Genomic DNA, 22582 nt, shown 5'->3' with positions numbered 1-22582 from the left:
AGCTCTAATCGTGCAGCTTCTGCTTGCTCTGCTTCAATACGTGCCAGCTCTAAGCGTGCAGCTTCTGCTTTTTCAGCCGCAACACGTTCTTGTTCAAGGCGCATTTGCGCTTCTTGTTCCGCTAAGCGTATTTGCTGCTGAACTTGTTGTGCTTGAGCATCCGCTTGTTCTTTTGCTAATAGCTCTGCATTTGCTTTCTCAACTGCTAACTTTTCAGCCTCTTCTGCTTCGCGTTTTTCATCAGCAAGTCTTGCTTGTTCTAAACGGTCAATTTCCGCTTTTTCTGCAGCAATTAGCTCTTGCTCAAGAAGCATTTGCGCTTCTTGTTCTGCCAAACGAGTTTGCTGTTGTAAATGCTGCGCTTGGGCATTAGCCTGTTCTTTCGCTAATAACTCTGCATTTGCTTTCTCAATTGCTAATTTCTCAGTCTCTTCTGCTTCGCGTTTTTCATCAGCAAATCTCATTTTTTCTAGACGTTCGGCTTCAATCTTTTCAGCCGCACTTCGCTCTTCTTCAAGACGTAAAGCTTCTGACTGTTCAGCATCTACACGCGCTTTTTCTAAGTGTTCGGCCTCTTGTTGCTGTGCCAACGCTTGTTGATTATCAGTCTCGTTTATTTGTTCTGCTTGCTTCTCATCTGACTTACCAAAACCAAACCAAGACAGGAATTTATTTTTTTTGCCATACTTGCTAATAACCACTTATAAAAATCTGATAAACTAAAATTTGAAAATAGCTTGGCGATGCCTAGCAATATTGTTGCCGGCCAAACAACCGTTCAAAACGTGAATGCTAAATAGTAACACTTTTAATGCGGATGAAAAATGAAGCTATACATAATCTATGTACAATATTATCTGAGCTAAATCTTAGATACCATTTTTTAGTGAGCTAAATGAGAAAAAAAACAACGCAAAATAAAGTGATTAGCAAATCCAGCGATGGCTTTATTAGAGTAATTAGCGGTCAATTTCGTGGCCGCAAGCTTCCAGTAAAAGACGTACAAGGTTTGAGACCCACGACCGATCGTATAAAAGAGACTGTATTTAACTGGTTAATGCAAGATACCCGAGATAAACATGTACTCGACTGTTTTGCTGGTTCTGGTGGTTTAGGATTTGAAGCGCTATCTCGATTTGCTAAAAGCGCTACTTTCATTGAGCTCGACTCATTAGCTGCTAAGCAATTAGAACAAAACATTAGCACTTTAAAGCTCGACAACGCACACGTTAAACATACCAATTCATTGTCTTTCTTAGAGCAAAAAAACTCAAATACACCTTTTGACCTTGTCTTTGTTGACCCTCCTTTTCGTAAAGATTTAGCGCAAATAAGTTGTGATTTATTAGAAAATAACCACTGGCTTAACGTCCAGGCATTAATTTATGTAGAAGTTGAAGCCGAATTAAACACCTTTACACCACCCTGTAACTGGTTGTTAATTAAAGAAAAAAGGCGGGGCAAGTATTCTGCAGGCTGTATGAACGTCAAACAAATTAATACTGTTTTAGATGATGTGTTTCTGTTAATATTGTCCTTTACATGTGGTGTTGCTTCGGATTACAATACCGCACCATTTTTGAACCACTTGATCAATGTTTGATCAACTTGAGCAACGCTCATAATTTAGGTAGGTGAATTTTTAATGCCAGTAATTAAAGTAAGAGAGAACGAACCGTTTGACGTAGCACTTCGTCGCTTCAAGCGTTCATGTGAAAAAGCAGGAATCCTTTCAGAAGTTCGTCGTCGCGAGCACTATGAAAAACCAACAGCTGAACGTAAACGTAAAAAAGCTGCTGCAGTTAAACGTCACATGAAAAAACTTTCTCGTGATAACGCACGTCGCGTTAAATTATACTAATATATTAGGTCTTGTATAAATGAGCCTTTTAATAACGCTAAAAGATGCGCAAAAAGATGCGATGAGAGCTAAAGACAAATTACGTCTTAACCCTATTCGTATGGTACTTGCTGCAATCAAGCAACGTGAAATTGACGAGCGTATAGAACTAGACGACGCAGGTATTACCTCCGTTATAGTGAAGCTTGTTAAACAACGTCGTGACTCTTACACTCAGTACAAAGATGCTGGGCGTGATGATTTAGCTGATATTGAAGCCAGTGAGATTACAGCACTTGAAACTTTCTTACCTCAAGCATTGAGTGAAGAAGAAATAATTGCTCTCATTGATGCGGCTATTGCTGATACTAACGCAGCAGGTATGCAAGACATGGGTAAAGTAATGGGTATAATCAAAAGCAAAGCTGAAGGTCGCGCCGATATGGGTAAAATCTCTGGTTTAATTAAGCAACGATTAACAGCCTAATACGCCCACATACATTAAAGTATGATTGAAGCAAACCGAGCCTAGCGCTCGGTTTCTTCGTTTAAAGTTTATTTAAAGTAAATTAATAACCAACGTTAAAACGAAATTATTTATACCTACCCTATTTATTTAGCTGTCATTTTGGTAAGTTAAAATATGATTTTTTACGTTAAGTTAGTATAAAAAGTAAATTTCGATTTCGTTATTCATCTCATTATCTCAGGACTTTATTTTACTAATGGCTGGAAAGATCCCACGTAATTTTATAGACGACTTACTTGCCAGAACCGATATTGTCGACCTGATAGACTCAAAAGTTGGTCTTAAAAAAGCTGGCAAGGACTATCAAGCATGCTGCCCTTTTCATAACGAAAAGTCGCCTTCATTTACTGTATCTCAAGATAAACAGTTTTATCACTGCTTTGGCTGTGGCGCCAATGGCAACGCTATTTCGTTTGTAATGGAATATGAAAAACTTGAATTTGTTGATGCTATTGAAGAACTTGCGAGCATACTTAATTTAGATGTTCCTCGCGAACAAGGCACAAGCTCAGGGCCTGAACGCACTGCAGCGCAAAAACGCTCTGACTACGATTTAATGCTTCATACTGCGCGCTTTTATCAGCACCAACTAAAACACCACACTAATTCGGCTGCCGTTATTGAATATGTAAAAGGCCGTGGTTTAAGCGGTGAAATAGTTAAAAAATTCATGATTGGCTATGCACCAAGTGAATGGGATGGTTTATGCCTACAACTTGGTCGTAACAAAGATCAAAAAGAACAATTAGTGGAGCTAAAGCTTGCCTCAGAAAAAACACCAGGCAGGCAATTCGACTTTTTCCGCGACCGTTTAATGTTCCCAATACGTGATAAGCGCGGACGTGTAGTTGCTTTTGGTGGTCGTGTTATGCAAGCCGAGCAAGGTCCTAAGTACCTTAACTCACCAGAAACCCGTATTTTTCATAAGGGATTTGAATTGTATGGTTTGTATGAGGCTAAACAAGCGCATAAAAAGCTAGATCATGTTCTTATTGTTGAAGGTTACATGGATGTAGTTGCGCTTGCTGAACAAGGTATTGAATATGCAGTTGCAGCTCTTGGTACCGCAACAACAAGCGAGCATATGCACACTCTTTTTAGAACAACTGACAACGTTATTTGTTGTTACGATGGTGACCGTGCAGGGCGTGATGCAGCTTGGCGAGCACTTGAAAATGCACTTCCTTTTTTAAATGATGGTAAAGCGCTAAATTTTGTGTTTTTACCTGATGGCGAAGATCCAGATTCATTAGTACAAAAAGAAGGTAAAGACCTGTTTGAACAACGCTTAAGTGAAGCCGATGATTTTACTAAAGTATTATTTAATAAATTAAGCCTCGAAATAGATTTAACACTTGATTCTGGCAAGGCAAAATTACTTAGTGCCGCATTGCCGTTAATCGAAAAAATTCCGAGTGAATTTTATCAAGAAAATATTTTAGAGCAATTAGGCCGATTAATTGGGCGTACTCGAGAACAACTTAATAATCGCTTAAAAACACCAAAACAACAGCACTCCATTGAGCGAAAATTTAAAATAACGCCAATGCGACAGGCTATTGGTATTTTAATTCAGCACCCCAACCTAGCTAAAAGCGTTCCTTACTTACCAGAACTTGCACAAATGAACATTGCGGGTATTGGTTTACTGCTTCGCTTGCAGCAACAAGCACTTGAAAAAGAAAATATCACTACGGCTCAGCTACTCGAATTTTTTAGAGATACTGACGATTATGAGCCTCTTATTAAGCTCGCCACTTGGCAACATGAAATAAATGAAGAGCGTTTAGAGACTGTTTTTAAAAATACTTTTAAATTTATTGAAGATCAGTGTTTAAATTATCGACTTGAGACCCTATTAATAAAGGACAAGACACAAGGTCTCAATAGCGACGAAAGACTTGAATGTCATTTATTAATGACAGCGTTAAAAGCGACTAACAGCTAGTCAAAATTGATTTAAACTGTTATACTACGCTATTCACTGCGTCACGTTATTCTAGTTGGCTTTAATGCAAACTACATGATGGCGCCTGTTGTATCAACTTATCAGAGTGGAAGAAAAAATCTCTATGGATCCAACTCCTCAGTCACAATTAAAACTTCTGATTCAAAAAGGTAAAGAGCAAGGCTACTTAACTTTTGCAGAAGTAAATGATCACCTTCCACAAGACATTATAGACTCAGATCAAGTAGAAGATATCATAAGCATGATTAATGATATGGGTATTAAGGTTAGCGAAAACGCGCCTGATGCTGATGAATTAATGATGCAAGAAACAACGACAGACGAAGACGCAGCTGAAGCTGCCGCTGCAGCCCTAGCAACTGTAGAAAAAGAAATCGGCCGTACAACGGATCCGGTACGCATGTATATGCGTGAAATGGGTACTGTTGAGCTTCTGACCCGTGAAGGCGAGATTGTTATCGCTAAGCGTATTGAAGAAGGCATTAACCAAGTACAGATTTCTGTTGCTGAATATCCAGAAGCCATCACTTACCTACTTGACCAGTGGGATAAGTTTGAAGCTGAAGAGATGCGTTTAAGCGACATTATTGTTGGTTTTATCGATCCGAATGAAGACACTGCACCTATTTCAGCAACTAACATTGGTTCAGAATTAAGCGCTAAACAGCTTGATGATGACAAAGACGATAAAGATGATGTTGATAGTGACGACGAAGATGAAGAAGAAGTAGACACAGGGCCAGATCCTGAAGAAGCCCGTATTCATTTTGAAAATTTACGTGATTTATATAATAAAGCACGTGATACGTTTGAAGCTAAAGGTCGTTCGCACCCTGAATCACAAGCAGCCATTTTTGAAATCGGTGAGCTTTTCAGAACCTTTAAATTAATACCTAAACAGTTTGATCGCATGGTTAATAACATGCGTGAAATGATGGATCGTGTTCGCATTCAAGAACGCCTCATCATGAAACAAGCTGTCCAAATTGCTAAATTACCAAAAAAGACGTTCGTTAAGCATTTTGCTAACAACGAAACGGATGCTTCGTGGGTTGATTTAGAAATTTCAGGTAACGAAAAATACTCAGCTAAACTTGAAGAAGTTAAGCCAGAAATCATTCGTAGCATTAATAAATTATCTGTTATTGAACAAACAACAGGTTTAAGCATTGAGCGTATTAAAGACATTAACCGTCGAATGAGCATTGGTGAAGCGAAAGCACGCCGTGCGAAAAAAGAAATGGTTGAAGCTAACTTACGTCTTGTAATCTCAATTGCTAAAAAATATACAAACCGTGGCTTACAATTCTTGGATTTAATTCAAGAAGGTAACATTGGTCTGATGAAAGCAGTTGATAAGTTTGAATATCGCCGTGGTTATAAGTTCTCTACTTATGCTACGTGGTGGATACGTCAAGCAATCACTCGCTCTATTGCTGACCAAGCAAGAACAATCCGTATTCCAGTACATATGATTGAAACGATTAATAAACTTAACCGTATTTCTCGTCAAATGTTACAAGAAATGGGTCGTGAGCCAAATCCAGAAGAATTAGCAGAACGCATGATGATGCCTGAGGATAAAATCCGTAAGGTACTTAAGATTGCTAAAGAGCCAATTTCAATGGAAACACCAATCGGTGATGATGAAGATTCTCACTTAGGTGACTTTATCGAAGATACAACTATTGATTCGCCAATCGATTCGGCAACAATGGAGTCTCTTCGTGGCGCAACTAACGATGTACTTGCAGGCCTAACAGCCCGTGAAGCTAAAGTACTACGTATGCGTTTTGGTATTGATATGAATACCGACCACACCTTAGAAGAAGTAGGTAAACAGTTTGACGTAACACGTGAACGTATTCGTCAAATAGAAGCGAAAGCGCTGCGTAAATTACGCCACCCTTCTCGCTCAGATTTACTGAAAAGCTTTTTAGACGCTAAATAGTTTAGCGCTACTATATAAACTAAAAAGGCCGCTATAGCGGCCTTTTTTCTATTTGAAGGAAATAATCATGGCTTGGATCCAAATTCGTATTAACGCCAATGCTGCAACAGCAGATGCAGTAAGTGACCTATTAATGGAAGCAGGTAGTGCTTCAGTAACCTTTATTGACGCAAAAGACACCCCTATTTACGAACCCAAAATTGGCACCGTTGTATTTTGGGCTGATACAACAGTAATTGGCTTGTTTGAAGCTAATTACGATATGAATGCAGTCGTTGCGTTATTGAAACGCCATGATGAACTAAAAGACAACTTAGTATACAAAATAGAGCAGCTTGAGGATAAAGACTGGGAACGTGAATGGATGGATAACTTCCACCCTATTCAATTTGGTGAAAAGCTATGGATTTGTCCAAGCTGGCGCGACATTCCAGATCCTGATGCAGTAAATGTACTGCTTGACCCTGGCCTAGCTTTTGGCACGGGCACACATGCAACAACTGCACTGTGTCTTAAATGGCTTGAAAGCCAAGACCTAACAGGTAAAACCGTTGTTGATTTTGGTTGTGGCTCAGGCATATTAGGCATAGCAGCTATAAAGCTCGGCGCAGAGCGTATGATTGGTATCGACATTGACCCTCAGGCACTCGAAGCAAGTCTTGATAATGCTAACCGAAATGGCGTTGCTGACAAACTTGAAGTATACCTACCAGAAAACCAGCCAGAGTTTAGCGCTGATATTGTAGTAGCTAATATTTTAGCGCAACCCCTTCGCGAACTGCACAGTGTTATTTTAGGATTATTAAAACCAGATGGCAAAATTGCCATGTCGGGTATCTTAGAAGAACAAGCACAATCAGTTGCAGATATTTATGCGCCGTTTATTGAACTCGATGATATTGCAGTTGAAGGTGATTGGACCCGAATAAGTGGTACTAAAAAGACCTAATAAATCGCACAATCAAATTTAGAGCATTAACTCAAAACTCCCATGTAAAGCCTGTATTTAACAGGCTTTACTATTTTTTTACATATTAAAAGTTTTCTGATTATTGTGTAGAAAATAAAATCTGTATGAATTTCAAACAAATCAACCTACTTGTCATATGGTTATCAAATGTCAATACGAAAAGGGCAAAAAAAAGTCACTTTTGTTCAATTTATAGCCTTTGATTTTTGTGAAAAAAACCGTAAACTTAGCGCCCCTTGAAAAGAGGCCTATTGAATATAGTGCGTATCGGTAAATACCAACTTGAGAATAATGTAATTGTCGCGCCAATGGCTGGCATTACAGACAGACCATTTAGACAACTTTGCCGTCGTTTAGGCGCAGGGCTAGCTGTTTCTGAAATGCTATCGTCTAATCCTAGGGTTTGGAAAACAGAAAAGTCGATGAACCGTATGGATCACAGCGGTGAATCGGGTATACGCGCAGTGCAAATTGCAGGAGCAGACCCTGAGCTTATGGCGCAGGCCGCACAATTCAATGTTGCTAATGGTGCACAGATCATAGATATCAATATGGGGTGCCCAGCAAAAAAAGTGAACAAGAAACTCGCAGGCTCAGCCTTATTACAGTTTCCTGAACTTGTGGAAGAGATTATTGATGCAGTCGTTAATGCTGTCGATATACCTGTGACACTTAAAATCCGTACAGGATGGGATCCGGATAACCGTAATGGTGTAGAGATTGCGAGAATAGCTGAACGTTATGGCATTGCATCACTTGCTGTACATGGGCGTACACGCGCATGTATGTACAAAGGTGATGCTGAGTACGCCACGATTAGGGATATAAAACGTTCAGTGTCGATCCCTGTTGTTGCCAATGGTGATATTACATCACCAGAAAAAGCAAAACAGGTATTAGACTATACGGGTGCAGATGCCATCATGATTGGCAGAGCCGCCCAAGGTCGCCCTTGGATATTTAGGGAGATAGACCACTATTTGCGAACTGGGGAACATTTACAACCACCTGCTATAGCAGAGGTGCGGAGTATTTTAATGGAGCATTTAACTAATCTTCATATGTTTTACGGTGAACCAATGGGCGCGCGAATTGCTCGCAAACATGTATCTTGGTATTTGCAAACGCATGACAGTGATGGTCAGTTTAGGCGAGTATTTAATGCGCTCGACAACTCACAGGCACAAGTTGACGCATTAGAGCAATACTTTAAAACACTAGCAGCTAAATAAGAAAGAAAGAGACTTAATAATGTTCGAACAAAACGTGACTTCTCCATTTATCACTAACCCTCATGTTCAGTCACACGAGAAACCGCAGCCATTGCGTGATGCAGTGAAGAAAGCTGTTCACCACTATTTAAAGCAGCTTAACGGTCAAGATGTGCAAGACGTTTACGACCTTGTTCTTTCTGAGCTAGAAGCGCCATTACTTGAAGAAGTAATGACATATACACGTGGTAACCAAACTCGTGCAGCAATTTTACTAGGTATCAACCGTGGTACTTTACGTAAAAAGCTTAAAAAATACGGCATGAACTAATACCAATTATATTGAAAGCGTAAGCATTCTAACGAGCTAAACAAGCACATAACGTCGTTAAAAGTTTCTTATGTAGAATAACTACACAGCAAAATTTTTACCTTGTTATAGACTTGTTTTTCCATCGTTATAACTACTTACTAATCCAATACAACTGGTATTATGCAAAAAAAAGCACCTTAGGGTGCTTTTTTTATGCCCGTGATTTGATAGCCGAGTTGCGAAATGCTCACCCTTATTGACGCTTTATAAGTCGTTTTTTGAATTGTAATCAGTTAAAATGCCCGCTTCTAAGCTAGCTCATTAACTGAGGAAATCAAACTACAATGGATACTCATCGTCCCATTCGTCGCGCACTATTAAGTGTGTCTGATAAAACCGGTATTGTTGAATTTGCCCGCGCACTAGAAGCGCAAGGTGTTGATATACTGTCAACTGGTGGCACATGTAAACTACTTGCTGATAATGGCATAAAAGTGACTGAAGTCTCAGATCACACAGGTCATCCTGAAATCATGGATGGTCGCGTAAAAACACTTCATCCAAAAATTCACGGCGGCATATTAGCCCGTCGCGGACAAGATGAAAGCGTAATGGCAGATAACAATATTTCTGCTATCGATATAGTTGTAGTTAACTTATACCCCTTTGCGAATACTGTCGCTCAAGAAAACTGCAGCCTTGAAGATGCTATTGAAAATATTGATATTGGCGGCCCTACTATGGTTCGTGCAGCGGCTAAAAACCACAAAGATGTAACAATCGTGGTAAACGCGTGCGACTACGACCGTGTTATTAGTGAAATGCAAAACAACAATGGCTCTACTACCTATAAAACACGCTTTGATTTAGCGATTGCTGCTTACGAGCACACTGCCCAATACGATGGCATGATTGCTAACTACTTCGGTAAAATGGTTCCTGATTACACCGAGGAAGCTGCTGTAGAGACTAAATTCCCACGTACTATCAATATGCAGTTTACTAAAAAGCAAGATATGCGTTACGGTGAAAACTCACATCAAGATGCTGCTTTTTATGTTGAAAGTGACATTGCTGAAGCATCAGTTGCAACAGCAACCCAATTGCAAGGTAAAGCCCTTTCGTTTAACAACATTGCAGATACCGATGCAGCACTTGAATGTGTTAAAGAATTTGACGTACCTGCGTGCGTAATTGTAAAACATGCTAACCCATGCGGTGTTTCAATTGGAGATAACATTTTACAAGCATACGAGCGCGCCTTTAAAACAGACCCTACATCAGCATTTGGTGGCATTATTGCCTTTAACCGAGAGCTTGATGCAGCAACTGCACAAGCAATTGTTGACCGTCAGTTTGTTGAAGTCATTATTGCACCAAGTATTTCGAACGACGCTGCAAAAATTGTTGAAGCTAAAAAGAACGTTCGTTTACTAGAATGTGGACAGTGGACAGGTAAAGCCGCTGGCCAAGATATTAAACGCGTTAACGGCGGTATATTAGTTCAAGACCGCGATTTAGGTATGGTAACGCAAGGCGACTTAAAAGTTGTTTCTAAACGTCAACCTACAGAGCAAGAACTTAAAGATTTACTATTTTGCTGGAAAGTAGCTAAGTTTGTTAAATCAAACGCAATTGTTTATGCCCGTGACGGTATGACCATTGGTGTAGGCGCAGGTCAAATGAGCCGCGTATACTCAGCTAAAATTGCAGGCATAAAAGCAGCAGACGAAAACCTTGAAGTTAAAGGTTCAGTTATGGCGTCTGATGCGTTCTTCCCATTCCGTGATGGAATTGACGCCGCCGCCGCCGCTGGTATTACTGCGGTAATTCAGCCAGGTGGCTCAATGCGTGATGAAGAAGTGATTGCAGCTGCTGATGAAGCTGGCATGGCAATGGTGCTTACTGGTATGCGCCATTTCCGCCACTAATCACACAAAGGGTTAAACGTTGGTTTAACCCTTTTTGTTTGCTATAAATTCACGTATTCTGATTATTCAATAACCTATTTAAAATTATAATGTGAAGGAACAAACGATGAAATTTGCGCTAAAATCGCTACTTGTAGCCACACTAACGATGACATCGACTATGGCGCTTAGCCATAACCACGAATCGAGTCTTGAACATGCACTTCAATCAAGTGAGCGCAGTGCTAAAAACAGCGTTCGTGACGAATACCGACACCCGGCTCAGACACTTGCATTTTTTGGCTTTAAACCTACTATGACAGTTGTTGAAATTGCGCCAGGCGGTGGTTGGTATAGTGAAATTTTAGCGCCAGCACTAAAAGAGCAAGGCACTTATTATGCCGCGCACTTTCCTGCTGATTCATCAGTTGGCTACTACCAACGCTCTCTTGCGGGCTTTAAACAAAAAGTGGCTGAAGATGAGCGCTTTAGTAGCGTTAAAATTACTGAGTTTGCACCTGTAACACATTTAGATATTGCGCCAGCTGGCAGTGCCGATATGGTGCTAACTTTCCGTAATGTACATAACTGGTATATGGGCAAAGATAAAAGCGGTGCATTAAGTGCATTCCAAGCTTTTTATAAAGCCCTTAAACCAGGTGGTACACTAGGTTTAGTTGAACACCGTTTAGCTGAAGAACGTGCTGACGAAGATCAAAAAACATCAGGTTATATGAAGCAGAGCTACGTAGTCGACCTTGCTAAACAAGCTGGATTTGAATTAGTAGCAAGCAGTGAAATAAATGCAAATCCAAAAGATACAGCCGATCACCCTAAAGGTGTATGGACGCTACCACCAAGCTTAAGACTCGGCGAACAAGATGCTGACAAATATAAAGCCATTGGTGAAAGCGACCGCATGACGCTGAAATTTAAAAAACCGCTTTAAATAGGAATTTACGCCATGAATGTTTTAGTCATTGGCAGCGGCGGCCGCGAACACGCTCTTGCGTTCAAAGCTGCTCAAAACACTAAAGTAAACACCGTATTTGTAGCCCCTGGTAATGCAGGTACTGCACTTGAACCAAAGCTTGAAAACGTCGCAATAAATGTTGACGACCTAGACGGTTTACTTAGTTTTGCACAACAAAATAAGGTAGAGCTTACAATTGTAGGCCCTGAAATACCGTTAGTTTTAGGTGTTGTTGATAAGTTTCGTGAACATAACATGGCTATTTTTGGACCAACGGCGGGTGCCGCTCAGCTTGAAGGTTCTAAATCGTTTACTAAAGACTTTTTAGCCCGTCATAAAATCCCAACTGGCGATTATCAAACGTTTGAACAAATTGACCCAGCCCTTGCTTATTTAAAAGAAAAAGGCGCGCCAATTGTTGTAAAAGCAGATGGTTTAGCTGCGGGTAAAGGCGTAATTGTAGCAATGACGGAAGCCGATGCCGAAGATGCTATTCGCGATATGCTTGCGGGTAATGCTTTTGGCGATGCGGGAAGCCGTGTTGTTATCGAAGAGTTTTTAGACGGTGAAGAAGCCTCTTTCATTGTAATGGTTGATGGCAAAAACGTATTACCATTTGCTACCAGTCAGGACCATAAACGCGCTTATAATGGCGATGCCGGTCCTAACACGGGTGGCATGGGTGCATACTCACCTGCGCCAGTTGTTACGGATGAAATCCACCAGCGTATTATGAACGAAGTTATTTACCCTACGGTAGAAGGGATGGCAAGCGAGGGCCATCCATACACAGGCTTTTTATACGCAGGTTTGATGATTGACGAAACAGGCACCCCTAAAGTGATTGAGTACAACTGTCGCTTTGGTGATCCTGAAACTCAACCAATGATGCTACGTTTACAATCAGACCTAGTTGAATTGATTGAAGCTGCTAACCGTGTAGAACTTGATAAAACAACGATTGAGTTTGACCCACGCGCAGCCGTTGGTGTTGTTCTTGCTGCTAAAGGTTACCCAGGTGATTACCCTAAAGGTGATACTATTTCGGGGCTACAAGTTGACTACCCTGCGGGTGAAAAAGTGTTTCATGCAGGTACTAAGCAAAGTGGCAATGACGTAGTAACCGCAGGCGGTCGCGTATTGTGCGCAACAGCACTTGGTAACACCGTTACGCAAGCGCAGCAGCGTGCTTATGAGCTTGTTAAACAAATTAGCTGGAATGGTATGGAATACCGTACTGATATTGCTTATAGAGCCATTGCTCGCGAGCAATAAATTAATATACTGATAGAAACTTATTGGTTTTATTAATTAATTTAACTATAAAAGCGCAGTTTACCTGCGCTTTTATAGTGCTACACTATTTAAAAGGGCTTTATAAGTGCGCAAACGTTGGAACTAAGAACTTTACGTTATCATGCAATTGCTGTTGCCATACTGATATTTATATTTTTTATAATCAGTACATTGGCATCAAACTTAATCGTGCCTACACGATATACAATTGATAAAACAGCTCCAATGTATCTCGATTACGCCTACTATATTGACGAAACCAAAACTAAAACATTCGACACCATCATTAACCAGCCTGAATTACTAACTCATCAACCATTTTCAGATGTTCCTTGGAGTTTTAGCCAGCAAAACTATTGGTTGTTTCTTGATTTAGAAAACAAAAGTCTCAACAAGCAAAACGTTGTAGCACACTTTGACAACCCTATGGTCGATCACCTTACGGTCTATCGCCTCGATAAAAACAACAAACTAATTGAAACATACAAACTCGGCGATAAAGAAGAGTCCCTCTCTTTATTTGAATACAGCGTGCCGCATATTCGTTTTTTAGTAGAAAGAAAATCGTCACAGCGCCTAGTAATGAAAATAGACACAATCGGCATAAGTAAAACACCTGTAAACTTATATCGCGATAAAGAATTTATTGACTTAGTGCGCTCCCAAGCCGGGATCTGGGGAATTTTTGTAGGCGTGCTATTAATGGCTGCACTTTATAACTTGGTGCTTTATTTTGGCATAAAAGACCGTGTTTATTTAATTTATATTGGCTATATCATCAGCGCTATTACGCTAATGGGGGCTGTATTAGGTTTTGGTTTTTATATATGGCCTAATCACTGGCAGCTCCTTATTAACGAACAGGTCGTGTTTAGTAATTATGGGGTCGCTTTTTTCACCCTTGCTTTTTGCACCATGTTTTTGCGCTACCATAAGGATAAATGCTGGCGTTACAAAATGAGCATAGCTCTACTTTGGCTTATGTTTATTCTTGCTGTATGTAGCTTGTTTATTCCCGAAAACATAGCGGCTCCTATATTTTTTGGTGTAATGGTACTACTTTATATTACCTGTATTATTTTAATATATAACAAGTTACGTAGTGGTTTTAGATGGGCTAAGTTTTATGTTTTTTCATGGATACCACTAATATTTGGTGCCGCAATTCAACCCATGGAACTCACTGGCGTTTTACCGTATACCTTTACAACCCGCCATGCCTTTTTAGTCGCTATTTTGTGTGAAGTTATTTTAATGGCAATGGCATTAGCAGACCGGGTAAGGTATCAGCGAGAACGTGCGCTTTACCATGCTACGCACACACAACAAACAAGATTACTTAATAGCTCTAAGCTAAAACAAGCATTTATGGCACTACAAAGCCAAAATCGCTTAACAACTTTATGTTTAATAAAGATACGGCACTTTAATTCGCTAAATACTATTATTACCTCTTCTCAGGGCTACACACTTATAAAATATATAGCCAAAGAGCTTGAATTAAAACTAAGCCACGAACGCGAATTTACAAATCTCGAAACAGATTTAAACACCAGTCCACGCTTAGCCGATTTGAGCAGTGGTGTATTTGCCTTTATCTCTACTAAAACACAAAACCAAGAAATGCTAGAGGCACTACTAACTAAAATAATTAGTCGCCTACCTAAGCAATATGAAATTAAAGGATTAAACCTGCAACTTAATTACAGTATAGGTATTAGCTCTGCGGGTAAAAGTAACGATTTTGAATATTGGTTAAAGCGTGGTTATTTAGCCCTTGAACAAGCAAAAAGCAGCCTTAATCAAATAGGATCATCGTCGAACGGAAATAACTTGATTATGGACGTTGCTTTAGCGGCTCAGTTGCAACAAGCAATCAAAACAAATCAACTCGCGCTTTACTACCAACCGCAAATTAATTTACTGAGCAACCAAATAAGTGGTGCAGAAGCTCTATTACGCTGGCCCGATCCAGCTTACAGCAACTTATCAATTGAAGAATTAATCATACTTGCTGAACACACTGGCATTATTAATGAACTAACCCTATGGGTTATTGAACAAGCTTGTATAGATATTGTTGAATTTACAAAAAATGGCTACGTTGATCACACTATTAGCGTAAATTTGAGCGCTAAAAATTTAACGATTAATAACTTAGCCGAAAAAGTAGAAAATATTTTAATTAAATACCAAGTCCCTGCTCATTTACTAAAATTTGAACTGACCGAATCAGCTTTTGTAGAGAGCCAAGAGGCATTAATTAAATTAGTTGACGAGTTAACTGCATTAGGGATTAAAGTCGTTCTTGATGACTTTGGAACAGGTTACGCGTCACTGAGTTACTTGGTTAACTATCACTTTAGTGAACTTAAAATAGATAAGTCATTTGTTTTTGATTTACCTAATAATCCAACTCACCAAGTTATTGTACAAACAGCCATTGATATGGCACATAAGCTTAATTTATCAATAACAATTGAGGGGGTAGAAACCCAAAAAATCCATCACTTACTCAAAGATATGAACGCTGATTGCGCCCAAGGTTATTTATACGCAAAAGCACTGCCTTACACCGACTATTTACACTTCTTAAAAAGCCAATATAGCTTAAAAATGTTAGACTCCTCTTTTTAACATCTTTAGGGGCCAAGTAAAGATGCAAGGCACACTGCGTAAACTAAAATCAAGCTTAACCGAACCAGTACAATATCACCTACCTGTAGGTGAACACTTAGTAGACTTAAATGCATTTATAGGTAGGGAGCTTACACTTACCTTTAGTGGCACTATTTTATGTTCTAACTGCGGTAAAAAAACTAAAAAAGCTATTCTCAAGGTCACTGTTTTGTATGCATGCGCAAGCTTGCTAGTTGCGATATGTGCATAATGAAACCAGAAACCTGCCACTACGACCAAGGCACTTGCCGAGAGCCACAGTGGGGCGAAGAAAACTGCATGATCCCACACTATGTGTATCTCGCTAACACCTCTGGGTTAAAAGTCGGTATTACCCGCCACACACAAATACCGACTCGTTGGGTTGATCAAGGCGCGACTCAGGCATTACCTATTTTTAAAGTGCAAACTCGCCTGCAATCAGGTTTAGTGGAAGTTGCATTGGCTGAATTTATTGCCGACAAAACTAATTGGCGCAATATGCTAAAAGGTCAAAACGACGCAATTGACTTAAAAGCAGCGGCAGCCGAGCTGATCCCACAAATTAGTGAAAAGCTAAACGAGCTCAGTGAATTATTTGGCGCAACAGCAATAGAGCAACTTGATGAAGATGTGGTTGATTTAAACTTTCCAGTAACCGAATACCCAACAAAAATCAGCTCATTTAACTTTGACAAAGACCCTGTTGTAAGTGGTGTTTTACAAGGTATTAAAGGTCAGTACTTAATCTTTGAAAAAGGCGTTATTAATATTCGTAAATTTACATCTTACGAAATAACGGTAGGCTAAAGCGCCTAAGGAGTAATATTAAATGCTTAATCAATTTCCACAGCTCGTTATTATTTATAACGAACTTGAAATAGCTCACACACCACAAGAGCGTGATGAGCACTTACACAGTGTTACAACAAGCGACTTAACTGATGTGGTTATACTTAATAAACGTGGCGAGTACTGCACTTTAAAAAATGCACCGCGAGAGCCGTTAAGCGCAGAGCAACTTGCAGTACTCGTAACAAGTTACTTATTAAATGAAGGGCATTGTTGTTTAAGTAAAATAACAACCCTAACCGTTGAGCAAGCATTTAACATACTTGAGCTATAAAGCGCAGCACAATTAAATCTCAGTAAGCACTTTTATATGCGCTACAGCACTGCGACCCAAAGCTGATAGCGCATAGCCACCTTCTAAATACGAAATAACACCTTTGCAACCGCCCTCTTTAGCAACACCACATAGTTGCTCGGTAAGCCAAATATAGTCATCTTCAACAAACTTTAAGCTTGCCATATCATCTTCTAGGTGTGCATCAAACCCTGCGCTTATAAAAAGTAATTCAGGCTTAAACGCTTTTAATTTTGGTAACCATTGGCCAGTAAACACCTCTTTTAAATCGTCGCCATCACTGGCAATTGGCAAAGGAGAATTAACTATATGGCTATTATTTTTAACCGCTGTATTTGGGTAAAACGGATACTGAAATAACGAACAAAGCAGTACGTTTTCGTCATCAATAAAAATGTCTTGTGTGCCATTCCCATGGTGCACATCAAAGTCAGCAATCGCAATGCGCTTAACCCCTTTGCTTTGTGCGTATTTAACGGCAATAGCTAAGTTATTAAATACACAAAACCCAGATGATGAGTTTTTATTAGCATGATGCCCTGGCGGGCGTACTGAACAAAAAGCAGCATCGAGTTTATCGGCAAGTATTTCATCAACAGCTAACAACCCTGCACCGACTGCCCGCTCAATCGCTTTAAACGAATTGGGGCACAGCCACGTATCGCCATCTAAATTAGCAAGCCCTTCGGTTGGTAGTGTGGTTTCTACGTGTTTAACTAAAGCTTCATCGTGAGCAAGCAAATAATGCTCACGCTCAGCCTTAGGTGCTTGAAGGTGTGTTAAGCCAACATCTACACCGCTGGCTAATAATCTGTCGGTAATTGCATCTAAGCGCTCTGGGCACTCAGGATGGTCGTCTATCATTTTATGTTTACGGCAATGAGGATGTGAAATAACTGCTGTACGCATAAAATGCTCCTAACCAAAGTAAATTAAGTACTAATATAGCAAAACCACCTAATGGTGGCTTTGCGACTTTGGTGTATATCGATACTTTAAATATCTGTACTTTAAATATCAATGCTATTAGCTATTTTGCTTTTAAATGTAGGTTTCTAAAGTCAAAGCTAAAGTCGGTAACTTGTGTTGATACTGCACGCATTTTAGCGCTGTTTACGCGGTTTTGTGAGCTCATTTCAAAACGAATAAACGCATCCGCTTCAAGTAGCTTTTCGTCCCACTTAACAATAAACGTGTTGCCGGTGTAGTGCTCAAGCTCCCCTTTTAAACGCTTTGTATGAGTAAAGTCAATTCGTAACTTACCATCAAGCTGCTCAATAATTACATCGCCGTACCAATCATCGTGTAATGTACCGGTATAATTAATGTTTGGTAATTGTGGTTGGTAGTCAGCGGGGGCTTCTGGTTTTGCATTAGCGTACGCTTGTTGTTTGCCTTCAAAATGACTTTTAGCTAAATCCTCTACCCAGTCTTTATCTTCAAGCTCAAGCGCATCTTCAAGTACTTCATGGGTTACTGCCGAAAGTGCACCAAAAGCTTGTTGATTAGATAAAATAACAATACCGAGCTTTTTCTCAGGCAATAAAGTAACTTGCGATACCATACCTAAAATACCACCGCCGTGACCTAGCTTTTTAAAGCCGTGGTAGTCTTCAATACTCCAACCTAACCCATAACCCCTAAACTGCTGATGATACGACTCAAACGCGCTTTTAGACGCCATAGACGTAATATGTGGGTGCCACATTTGCGCTTGTTGCTTTTCGCTAAACAGCTGCTCGCCATTTGGCATTTTACCGCCTGCTAATTGCGTACGAAGCCATTGGCTCATATCACTTACACTCGAAGCAATGGCACCCGCGCCTCTAAAATCTTCTAGGTAGTTCACAAAAAATGGATGAAGCGTGCCATCCATAGGAATATGACCTGTCGCCCAGTTTTTATTACTTTTTGGAATACGTGAAAAGCCCGCGCGTGAGTTGTCCATGTGTAGCGGTTGTAATATATTTTTTCGATGTAATCGTTCCAGCTCATACCCGACACACGTGCAACCACTTCACCAGCGGTAACAAACATCAGGTTGTTATAAGCGTACTTACTACGAAAGCTGCTCGCTGGTTTTAAATACTGTAATCCCGCTAAAATTTCATCAACTGATTTATCGGTACTTGGCCAAATCATTAAATCGCCTTGCCCAAGCCCTAGCCCACTGCGGTGACTTAATAAATCACGAATACGCATTTCGCGTGTTACGTACGAGTCGTATAACCTAAATTCTGGTAAATGATCAATTACGCGGTCATCCCAGCTTAACTTCCCTTCATCAACCAACTTGGCAAGCGCTGCTGCTGTAAACGCTTTCGTGTTTGAAGCAATACCAAATAAAGTGTCTTTGTTTACTTTTTTGTTGGTATCGAGATTAGTTACACCAAAACCTTTAGCAAATATCACTTTATCGTTTTCAACAATGGCGACTGCCATACCAGGTACGTCAAAACGTGCCATTGATGCTCTAATAACGTCGTCAATTTTGTTGGTATCAACTTGTGCCCAGCTGCTAAACGGAGTGCTTGCTATTAGTACAATTGCGGCAAGTTTGGTTAATTTCATATCAATCCTATTTTATTATTGTTGATGCAATGCAAATTCAATTGCTGCGCGCTCTTGATTGGTATCGCTTTTTTGTGCGCGATTTAATATGGCATCACTGTATTCTTTTGGTACGCCCGCTTCAAGTGATCCGCGATGAACGTGTTTTATGTACCAATCGTATGGGAGTACATCGCTGTCATGGGTATTCGCTATATAACAATGTGCAGTTACAGTCTCACCCGTTAAAAGCGTTGGGGCTATATCTACGCAATCGTAACCTGGCCCTTCAATACCATCTAAAATAAGTTTTTCATCTTCATTAAGCTCATAAATAACGCCGTAAACCAGCGCGCCTTTTTTATCGCTAGGATAAATACTGCATTTACCTGAGCCATCTTTAAATAGCATATCAAAAGTTAGCTCGTAACCTTTAAGTACCGCCGTCCCTACACGCTTTACATTCGGTAAGCGCGCTAACAAACGATTAGATGACATATTAGAGCCAAACGAAAAATTATATAACGGCATTTTATATCCTGTACTTTTTAAATAAGTTAAATAACAACACGCACTGCAAGGGCAATTAAAATAACGCCAATCCCACGATCAAACCAATAACCGCGTTGCTGGAAAAAGCCCCTTACATTATCTCTAGAAAGCATCACTGAAAGCATTGAAAACCACGCCCAAGTAGCCAATGCCATATACACGCCGTAGCCGACCTGTACGCTAGTCGGTGTTGTTGGGCTAATCACGAGTGTAAATAACGACATAAAAAATAACGTGGCTTTTGGGTTTAATGCATTTGTGAAAAAGCCGCGCCTAAAAGCAAGCCAAACAGGTTCCTCTTGAACAGTCTTGCTTTTAATACTGTTATCAATGCTATTTTCATTACTTGCAGGCGGTTTTGCAGCTCTGAGTGCTTGTACACCTAAGTAAGCTAAATATGCACCGGCAAGATACTTAAGCGCCATAAATAAACTAGGCGATTGCGTTAAAATAAGCGCAACACCTAACACGCAATAGGCAACGTGCAGTAAAATAGCAGCGCCAACACCTGCGCTTGTCCACAATGCATTGCGCCTACCTTGCTGCACGCTTTGCTTAAGTACTACGGCAAAGTCAGGCCCTGGGCTTGCTACTGCAAAAAAATGAGCAATAACAATCAGTAAAAATTCATCTACGTATTCCACACTTGTCCTTGCTAGTTTGGCGAATAAGCTAATAACAGCGGGTTAGCTGAGTTATTTACCAATGCTTTAATCTCTTTTTGTGCTTTTTTAAACTGACCACGTAAATGCGGCTTTAAGTGTTTTTTAGACACCTTATCGTTTTTAAAATAACTAATCAGGGCATGCATAAATACCGTATGTGTTTCACTTAACTTAGCTTCACGGTTAGCGTATGGGTTATAGCAAGAGCCACAACCGCCTTTAAACTGATACACCGTGTTGCTCATCATCACACCAAATCCTAAAAAACAAGCAAGTGCATCAGCAGCTTGTGGTAAATACTCCCTACCACCTGGCGGTAGCACACCAACGTGATGAATAAGTATGGTGGCCAGAGTACCCGCATAGCTTGCCACTAAATCTTGTGGCTGATTAATCTGATTAGGATTAAAAGAGATACTGATCTTATGGCTTGGCGGCACAATTAAATGACTGCCTTCGCCACGTATTTCATCGCTAAATTCAAAGTGCGGAAAAACTTGCGGTTGTAATTGCTGCGGTGCAACTAGTTGGATAGGCCAAGCACTCATACCTGCATAGTTAGTAACGCGGGTAAAAACATTACTCGCCATTTCTTCAATGCTCGATACCGAATCGGGGAAAAACGTGGCCGTTGGCAGTATTATTTGAGTGTGCTTTGTAAAAAATTCAGCATCAAAGTTTTCTACAGCCCAAATAAATGTATCAATAAGCCATTGCTGTTCTTGCTGCTCTAATAATGGCCTTGATTTAAATAAAGCTAACATAGTGTGCTCTTTTAGGTTTTAGTTTAAGTACTAGCTTAAATGCTAGTTTAATTTTTTTGTGTAAGCGCCCAGTCCCACGCTTGAGTATTGTAGAGCGGCACGGTTGATAGCGCATGGTGATGGCTGCCGCTAGATTCTTTAGTTGAGTACGATAAGTACAATAAAGTACGATTTTCAGCATCGTAAATACGGCGCACTTTTAGTGATTTAAATAATATACTTTTAGATGATTTAAAGATCACCTCGCCCGACTTGCTACGGTCTATTTTTTGTAGCTGCTGCGCTGTAATAGGGCCTGTTTGACGACATGCAATAGACATATCAGACGGATCAGAAAAGTCCAAATTAGCCTCTATATGACTAATATGACAAGTAACGCCCTCAAGAATAGGATCTTGCTGCGAATTAACCACAACATCTTTAGTTGTAAATAACCCCAGACTTACCGACGCAACATCATCAGAGCAAGCACTTAATGTAACAATTGCGCCTGCAAGTAAAATTAAACGTTTAAATTTTTGTGGTAATTTCATACTTATCCTTAATTAATATATAAGTAACTTAGTACCTACGTTACTAAGCGAAGGTTCACCTGTTTGTTTTTATACTAACATCAAAAATAAATACGACTAAATTAGTTTAAAGCAAAGATTTTAGATAACTCAGGGTTTAGCGAACCCTGTTGTGTTTGATACAATTAACTCTGCTCATGCAGTAACTCATAATAGGAAACGCCTAAATGCCGCACATTATTATTGAACACTCAGAAGACCTCCCCGTTTTACCACAAGTACTGGTAGAAAAAATTCATAATACCGCTTTCGAAAGTAACTTATTTGAATTAGAAACCATCAAAACACGTGCTATTGCTTATCAGCAATATCAACTTGGCGCAGGAAAATCAGGGTTTATACATATCGCGGTACATATTTTGGCAGGACGCTCAATCGAGCAAAAACAAATGTTAAGCGAACTGCTGCTTTCATGCTTAAAAACATACTGCAGAGCATCAGACAGTTTAAGCGTAAATATTTACGATATTGAGCATGAGATATACCGTAAAAATTAGTTAACTCTTGTAGTTTTGAGCAATAAAAGTAAGCACTAATAACAAAAAGCCCAATTGGGGCTTTTTTGTATTCTTAAATTAGATGCTGATCACTGTCATTTATAAAGCAGAGCATGAATAGCGTCCGATCTAACGCTGGAATTTAATAGTGCATTCGCACTCTTTCAAATTTAAGAAAGCTTAGCTTAATCTATGGATTAACTTTATTTAAATTA

At 39.9% G+C, this 22582-nt stretch carries 19 protein-coding genes and 4 pseudogenes; 15 read left to right on the top strand and 8 right to left on the bottom strand.

The window, feature by feature from the left end; translation table 11 throughout:
- Positions 1–701, bottom strand: a pseudogene (locus P20652_RS18790) (signal recognition particle-docking protein FtsY); the annotation flags it as partial.
- Positions 702–895: 194 nt separating this feature from the next.
- On the opposite strand from P20652_RS18790, the pseudogene rsmD reads away from it, so the two are divergent.
- The 14 genes and pseudogenes from rsmD to P20652_RS04295 all read left to right on the top strand — a co-directional run bounded on the left by rsmD (position 896) and on the right by P20652_RS04295 (position 16746).
- Positions 896–1500, top strand: a pseudogene (gene rsmD, locus P20652_RS04225) (16S rRNA (guanine(966)-N(2))-methyltransferase RsmD).
- Between the two features lie 145 nt (positions 1501–1645).
- On the top strand, positions 1646–1861 hold the full coding sequence (gene rpsU, locus P20652_RS04230) for a 30S ribosomal protein S21 (RefSeq protein ID WP_002957797.1): 216 nt from the start codon (positions 1646–1648) through the stop codon (positions 1859–1861).
- A 19-nt stretch (positions 1862–1880) separates the two neighbouring features.
- Positions 1881–2327: a GatB/YqeY domain-containing protein gene (locus P20652_RS04235; protein ID WP_008171091.1), complete on the top strand. Its 447-nt coding sequence runs from the start codon at positions 1881–1883 to the stop codon at positions 2325–2327.
- A gap of 238 nt (positions 2328–2565) precedes the next feature.
- A complete protein-coding gene (gene dnaG / locus P20652_RS04240; protein ID WP_008171089.1) occupies positions 2566–4317 on the top strand; it encodes a DNA primase in 1752 nt (583 codons plus the stop codon).
- A 124-nt stretch (positions 4318–4441) separates the two neighbouring features.
- Entirely contained in the window at positions 4442–6289 is a 1848-nt protein-coding gene (gene rpoD, locus P20652_RS04245) for an RNA polymerase sigma factor RpoD (RefSeq protein ID WP_008171087.1), read from the top strand.
- A 67-nt stretch (positions 6290–6356) separates the two neighbouring features.
- Positions 6357–7238: a 50S ribosomal protein L11 methyltransferase gene (gene prmA / locus P20652_RS04250; RefSeq protein ID WP_008171085.1), complete on the top strand. Its 882-nt coding sequence runs from the start codon at positions 6357–6359 to the stop codon at positions 7236–7238.
- 281 nt (positions 7239–7519) lie between these two features.
- The gene (dusB, locus tag P20652_RS04255) at positions 7520–8491 is read left to right on the top strand and encodes a tRNA dihydrouridine synthase DusB (protein ID WP_008171083.1); all 972 of its coding nucleotides are present in this window, start codon (positions 7520–7522) and stop codon (positions 8489–8491) included.
- Positions 8492–8510: 19 nt separating this feature from the next.
- Positions 8511–8801: a DNA-binding transcriptional regulator Fis gene (gene fis, locus P20652_RS04260; RefSeq protein ID WP_002957804.1), complete on the top strand. Its 291-nt coding sequence runs from the start codon at positions 8511–8513 to the stop codon at positions 8799–8801.
- 326 nt (positions 8802–9127) lie between these two features.
- Complete coding sequence (purH, locus tag P20652_RS04265) at positions 9128–10714, top strand: bifunctional phosphoribosylaminoimidazolecarboxamide formyltransferase/IMP cyclohydrolase (RefSeq protein WP_008171081.1); 1587 nt, start codon at positions 9128–9130, stop codon at positions 10712–10714.
- A gap of 106 nt (positions 10715–10820) precedes the next feature.
- Entirely contained in the window at positions 10821–11642 is an 822-nt protein-coding gene (locus P20652_RS04270) for a class I SAM-dependent methyltransferase (protein WP_007586523.1), read from the top strand.
- 15 nt (positions 11643–11657) lie between these two features.
- Entirely contained in the window at positions 11658–12941 is a 1284-nt protein-coding gene (purD, locus tag P20652_RS04275; RefSeq protein WP_008171079.1) for a phosphoribosylamine--glycine ligase, read from the top strand.
- A gap of 117 nt (positions 12942–13058) precedes the next feature.
- Positions 13059–15599 (top strand): EAL domain-containing protein, encoded by a 2541-nt coding sequence (locus P20652_RS04280; RefSeq protein ID WP_008171077.1) that lies wholly within the window; start codon positions 13059–13061, stop codon positions 15597–15599.
- A gap of 22 nt (positions 15600–15621) precedes the next feature.
- A pseudogene (locus P20652_RS04290) lies at positions 15622–16430 on the top strand (DUF2797 domain-containing protein).
- Positions 16431–16452: 22 nt separating this feature from the next.
- Positions 16453–16746, top strand: coding sequence for a DUF4144 family protein (locus tag P20652_RS04295; protein ID WP_008171071.1), 294 nt, complete (start codon positions 16453–16455; stop codon positions 16744–16746).
- A 12-nt stretch (positions 16747–16758) separates the two neighbouring features.
- Here the strand turns inward: P20652_RS04295 and P20652_RS04300 are convergent, their stop codons facing one another.
- From P20652_RS04300 to P20652_RS04320, 7 genes and pseudogenes are all read right to left on the bottom strand, one after another.
- Positions 16759–17676, bottom strand: coding sequence for a histone deacetylase family protein (locus P20652_RS04300; RefSeq protein WP_008171068.1), 918 nt, complete (start codon positions 17674–17676; stop codon positions 16759–16761).
- A gap of 121 nt (positions 17677–17797) precedes the next feature.
- A complete protein-coding gene (locus P20652_RS21100; RefSeq protein WP_237707143.1) occupies positions 17798–18331 on the bottom strand; it encodes a DUF3471 domain-containing protein in 534 nt (177 codons plus the stop codon).
- Positions 18317–19209: pseudogene (locus P20652_RS21095) on the bottom strand (serine hydrolase domain-containing protein); the annotation flags it as partial. The pseudogene P20652_RS21095 and the gene P20652_RS21100, both read right to left, overlap by 15 nt.
- 144 nt (positions 19210–19353) lie before the next feature.
- The gene (locus P20652_RS04305) at positions 19354–19848 is read right to left on the bottom strand and encodes a gamma-glutamylcyclotransferase family protein (protein WP_008171061.1); all 495 of its coding nucleotides are present in this window, start codon (positions 19846–19848) and stop codon (positions 19354–19356) included.
- A 26-nt stretch (positions 19849–19874) separates the two neighbouring features.
- Entirely contained in the window at positions 19875–20513 is a 639-nt protein-coding gene (locus P20652_RS04310; RefSeq protein WP_008171060.1) for a LysE family translocator, read from the bottom strand.
- 11 nt (positions 20514–20524) lie between these two features.
- Entirely contained in the window at positions 20525–21298 is a 774-nt protein-coding gene (locus P20652_RS04315) for a hypothetical protein (RefSeq protein WP_008171057.1), read from the bottom strand.
- A gap of 47 nt (positions 21299–21345) precedes the next feature.
- Positions 21346–21831: a CreA family protein gene (locus tag P20652_RS04320; protein WP_008171056.1), complete on the bottom strand. Its 486-nt coding sequence runs from the start codon at positions 21829–21831 to the stop codon at positions 21346–21348.
- Between the two features lie 206 nt (positions 21832–22037).
- Between P20652_RS04320 and P20652_RS04325 the strand changes: the two genes are divergently transcribed.
- Complete coding sequence (locus P20652_RS04325; protein WP_008171055.1) at positions 22038–22367, top strand: 5-carboxymethyl-2-hydroxymuconate Delta-isomerase; 330 nt, start codon at positions 22038–22040, stop codon at positions 22365–22367.
- Positions 22368–22582 lie beyond the last annotated feature (215 nt).

This window comes from Pseudoalteromonas sp. BSi20652 (assembly GCF_000239855.1).
GTDB lineage: Bacteria > Pseudomonadota > Gammaproteobacteria > Enterobacterales > Alteromonadaceae > Pseudoalteromonas.
Note: the sequence above shows the minus strand (reverse complement) of the source record. Positions and strands in the feature narration are given on the sequence as shown.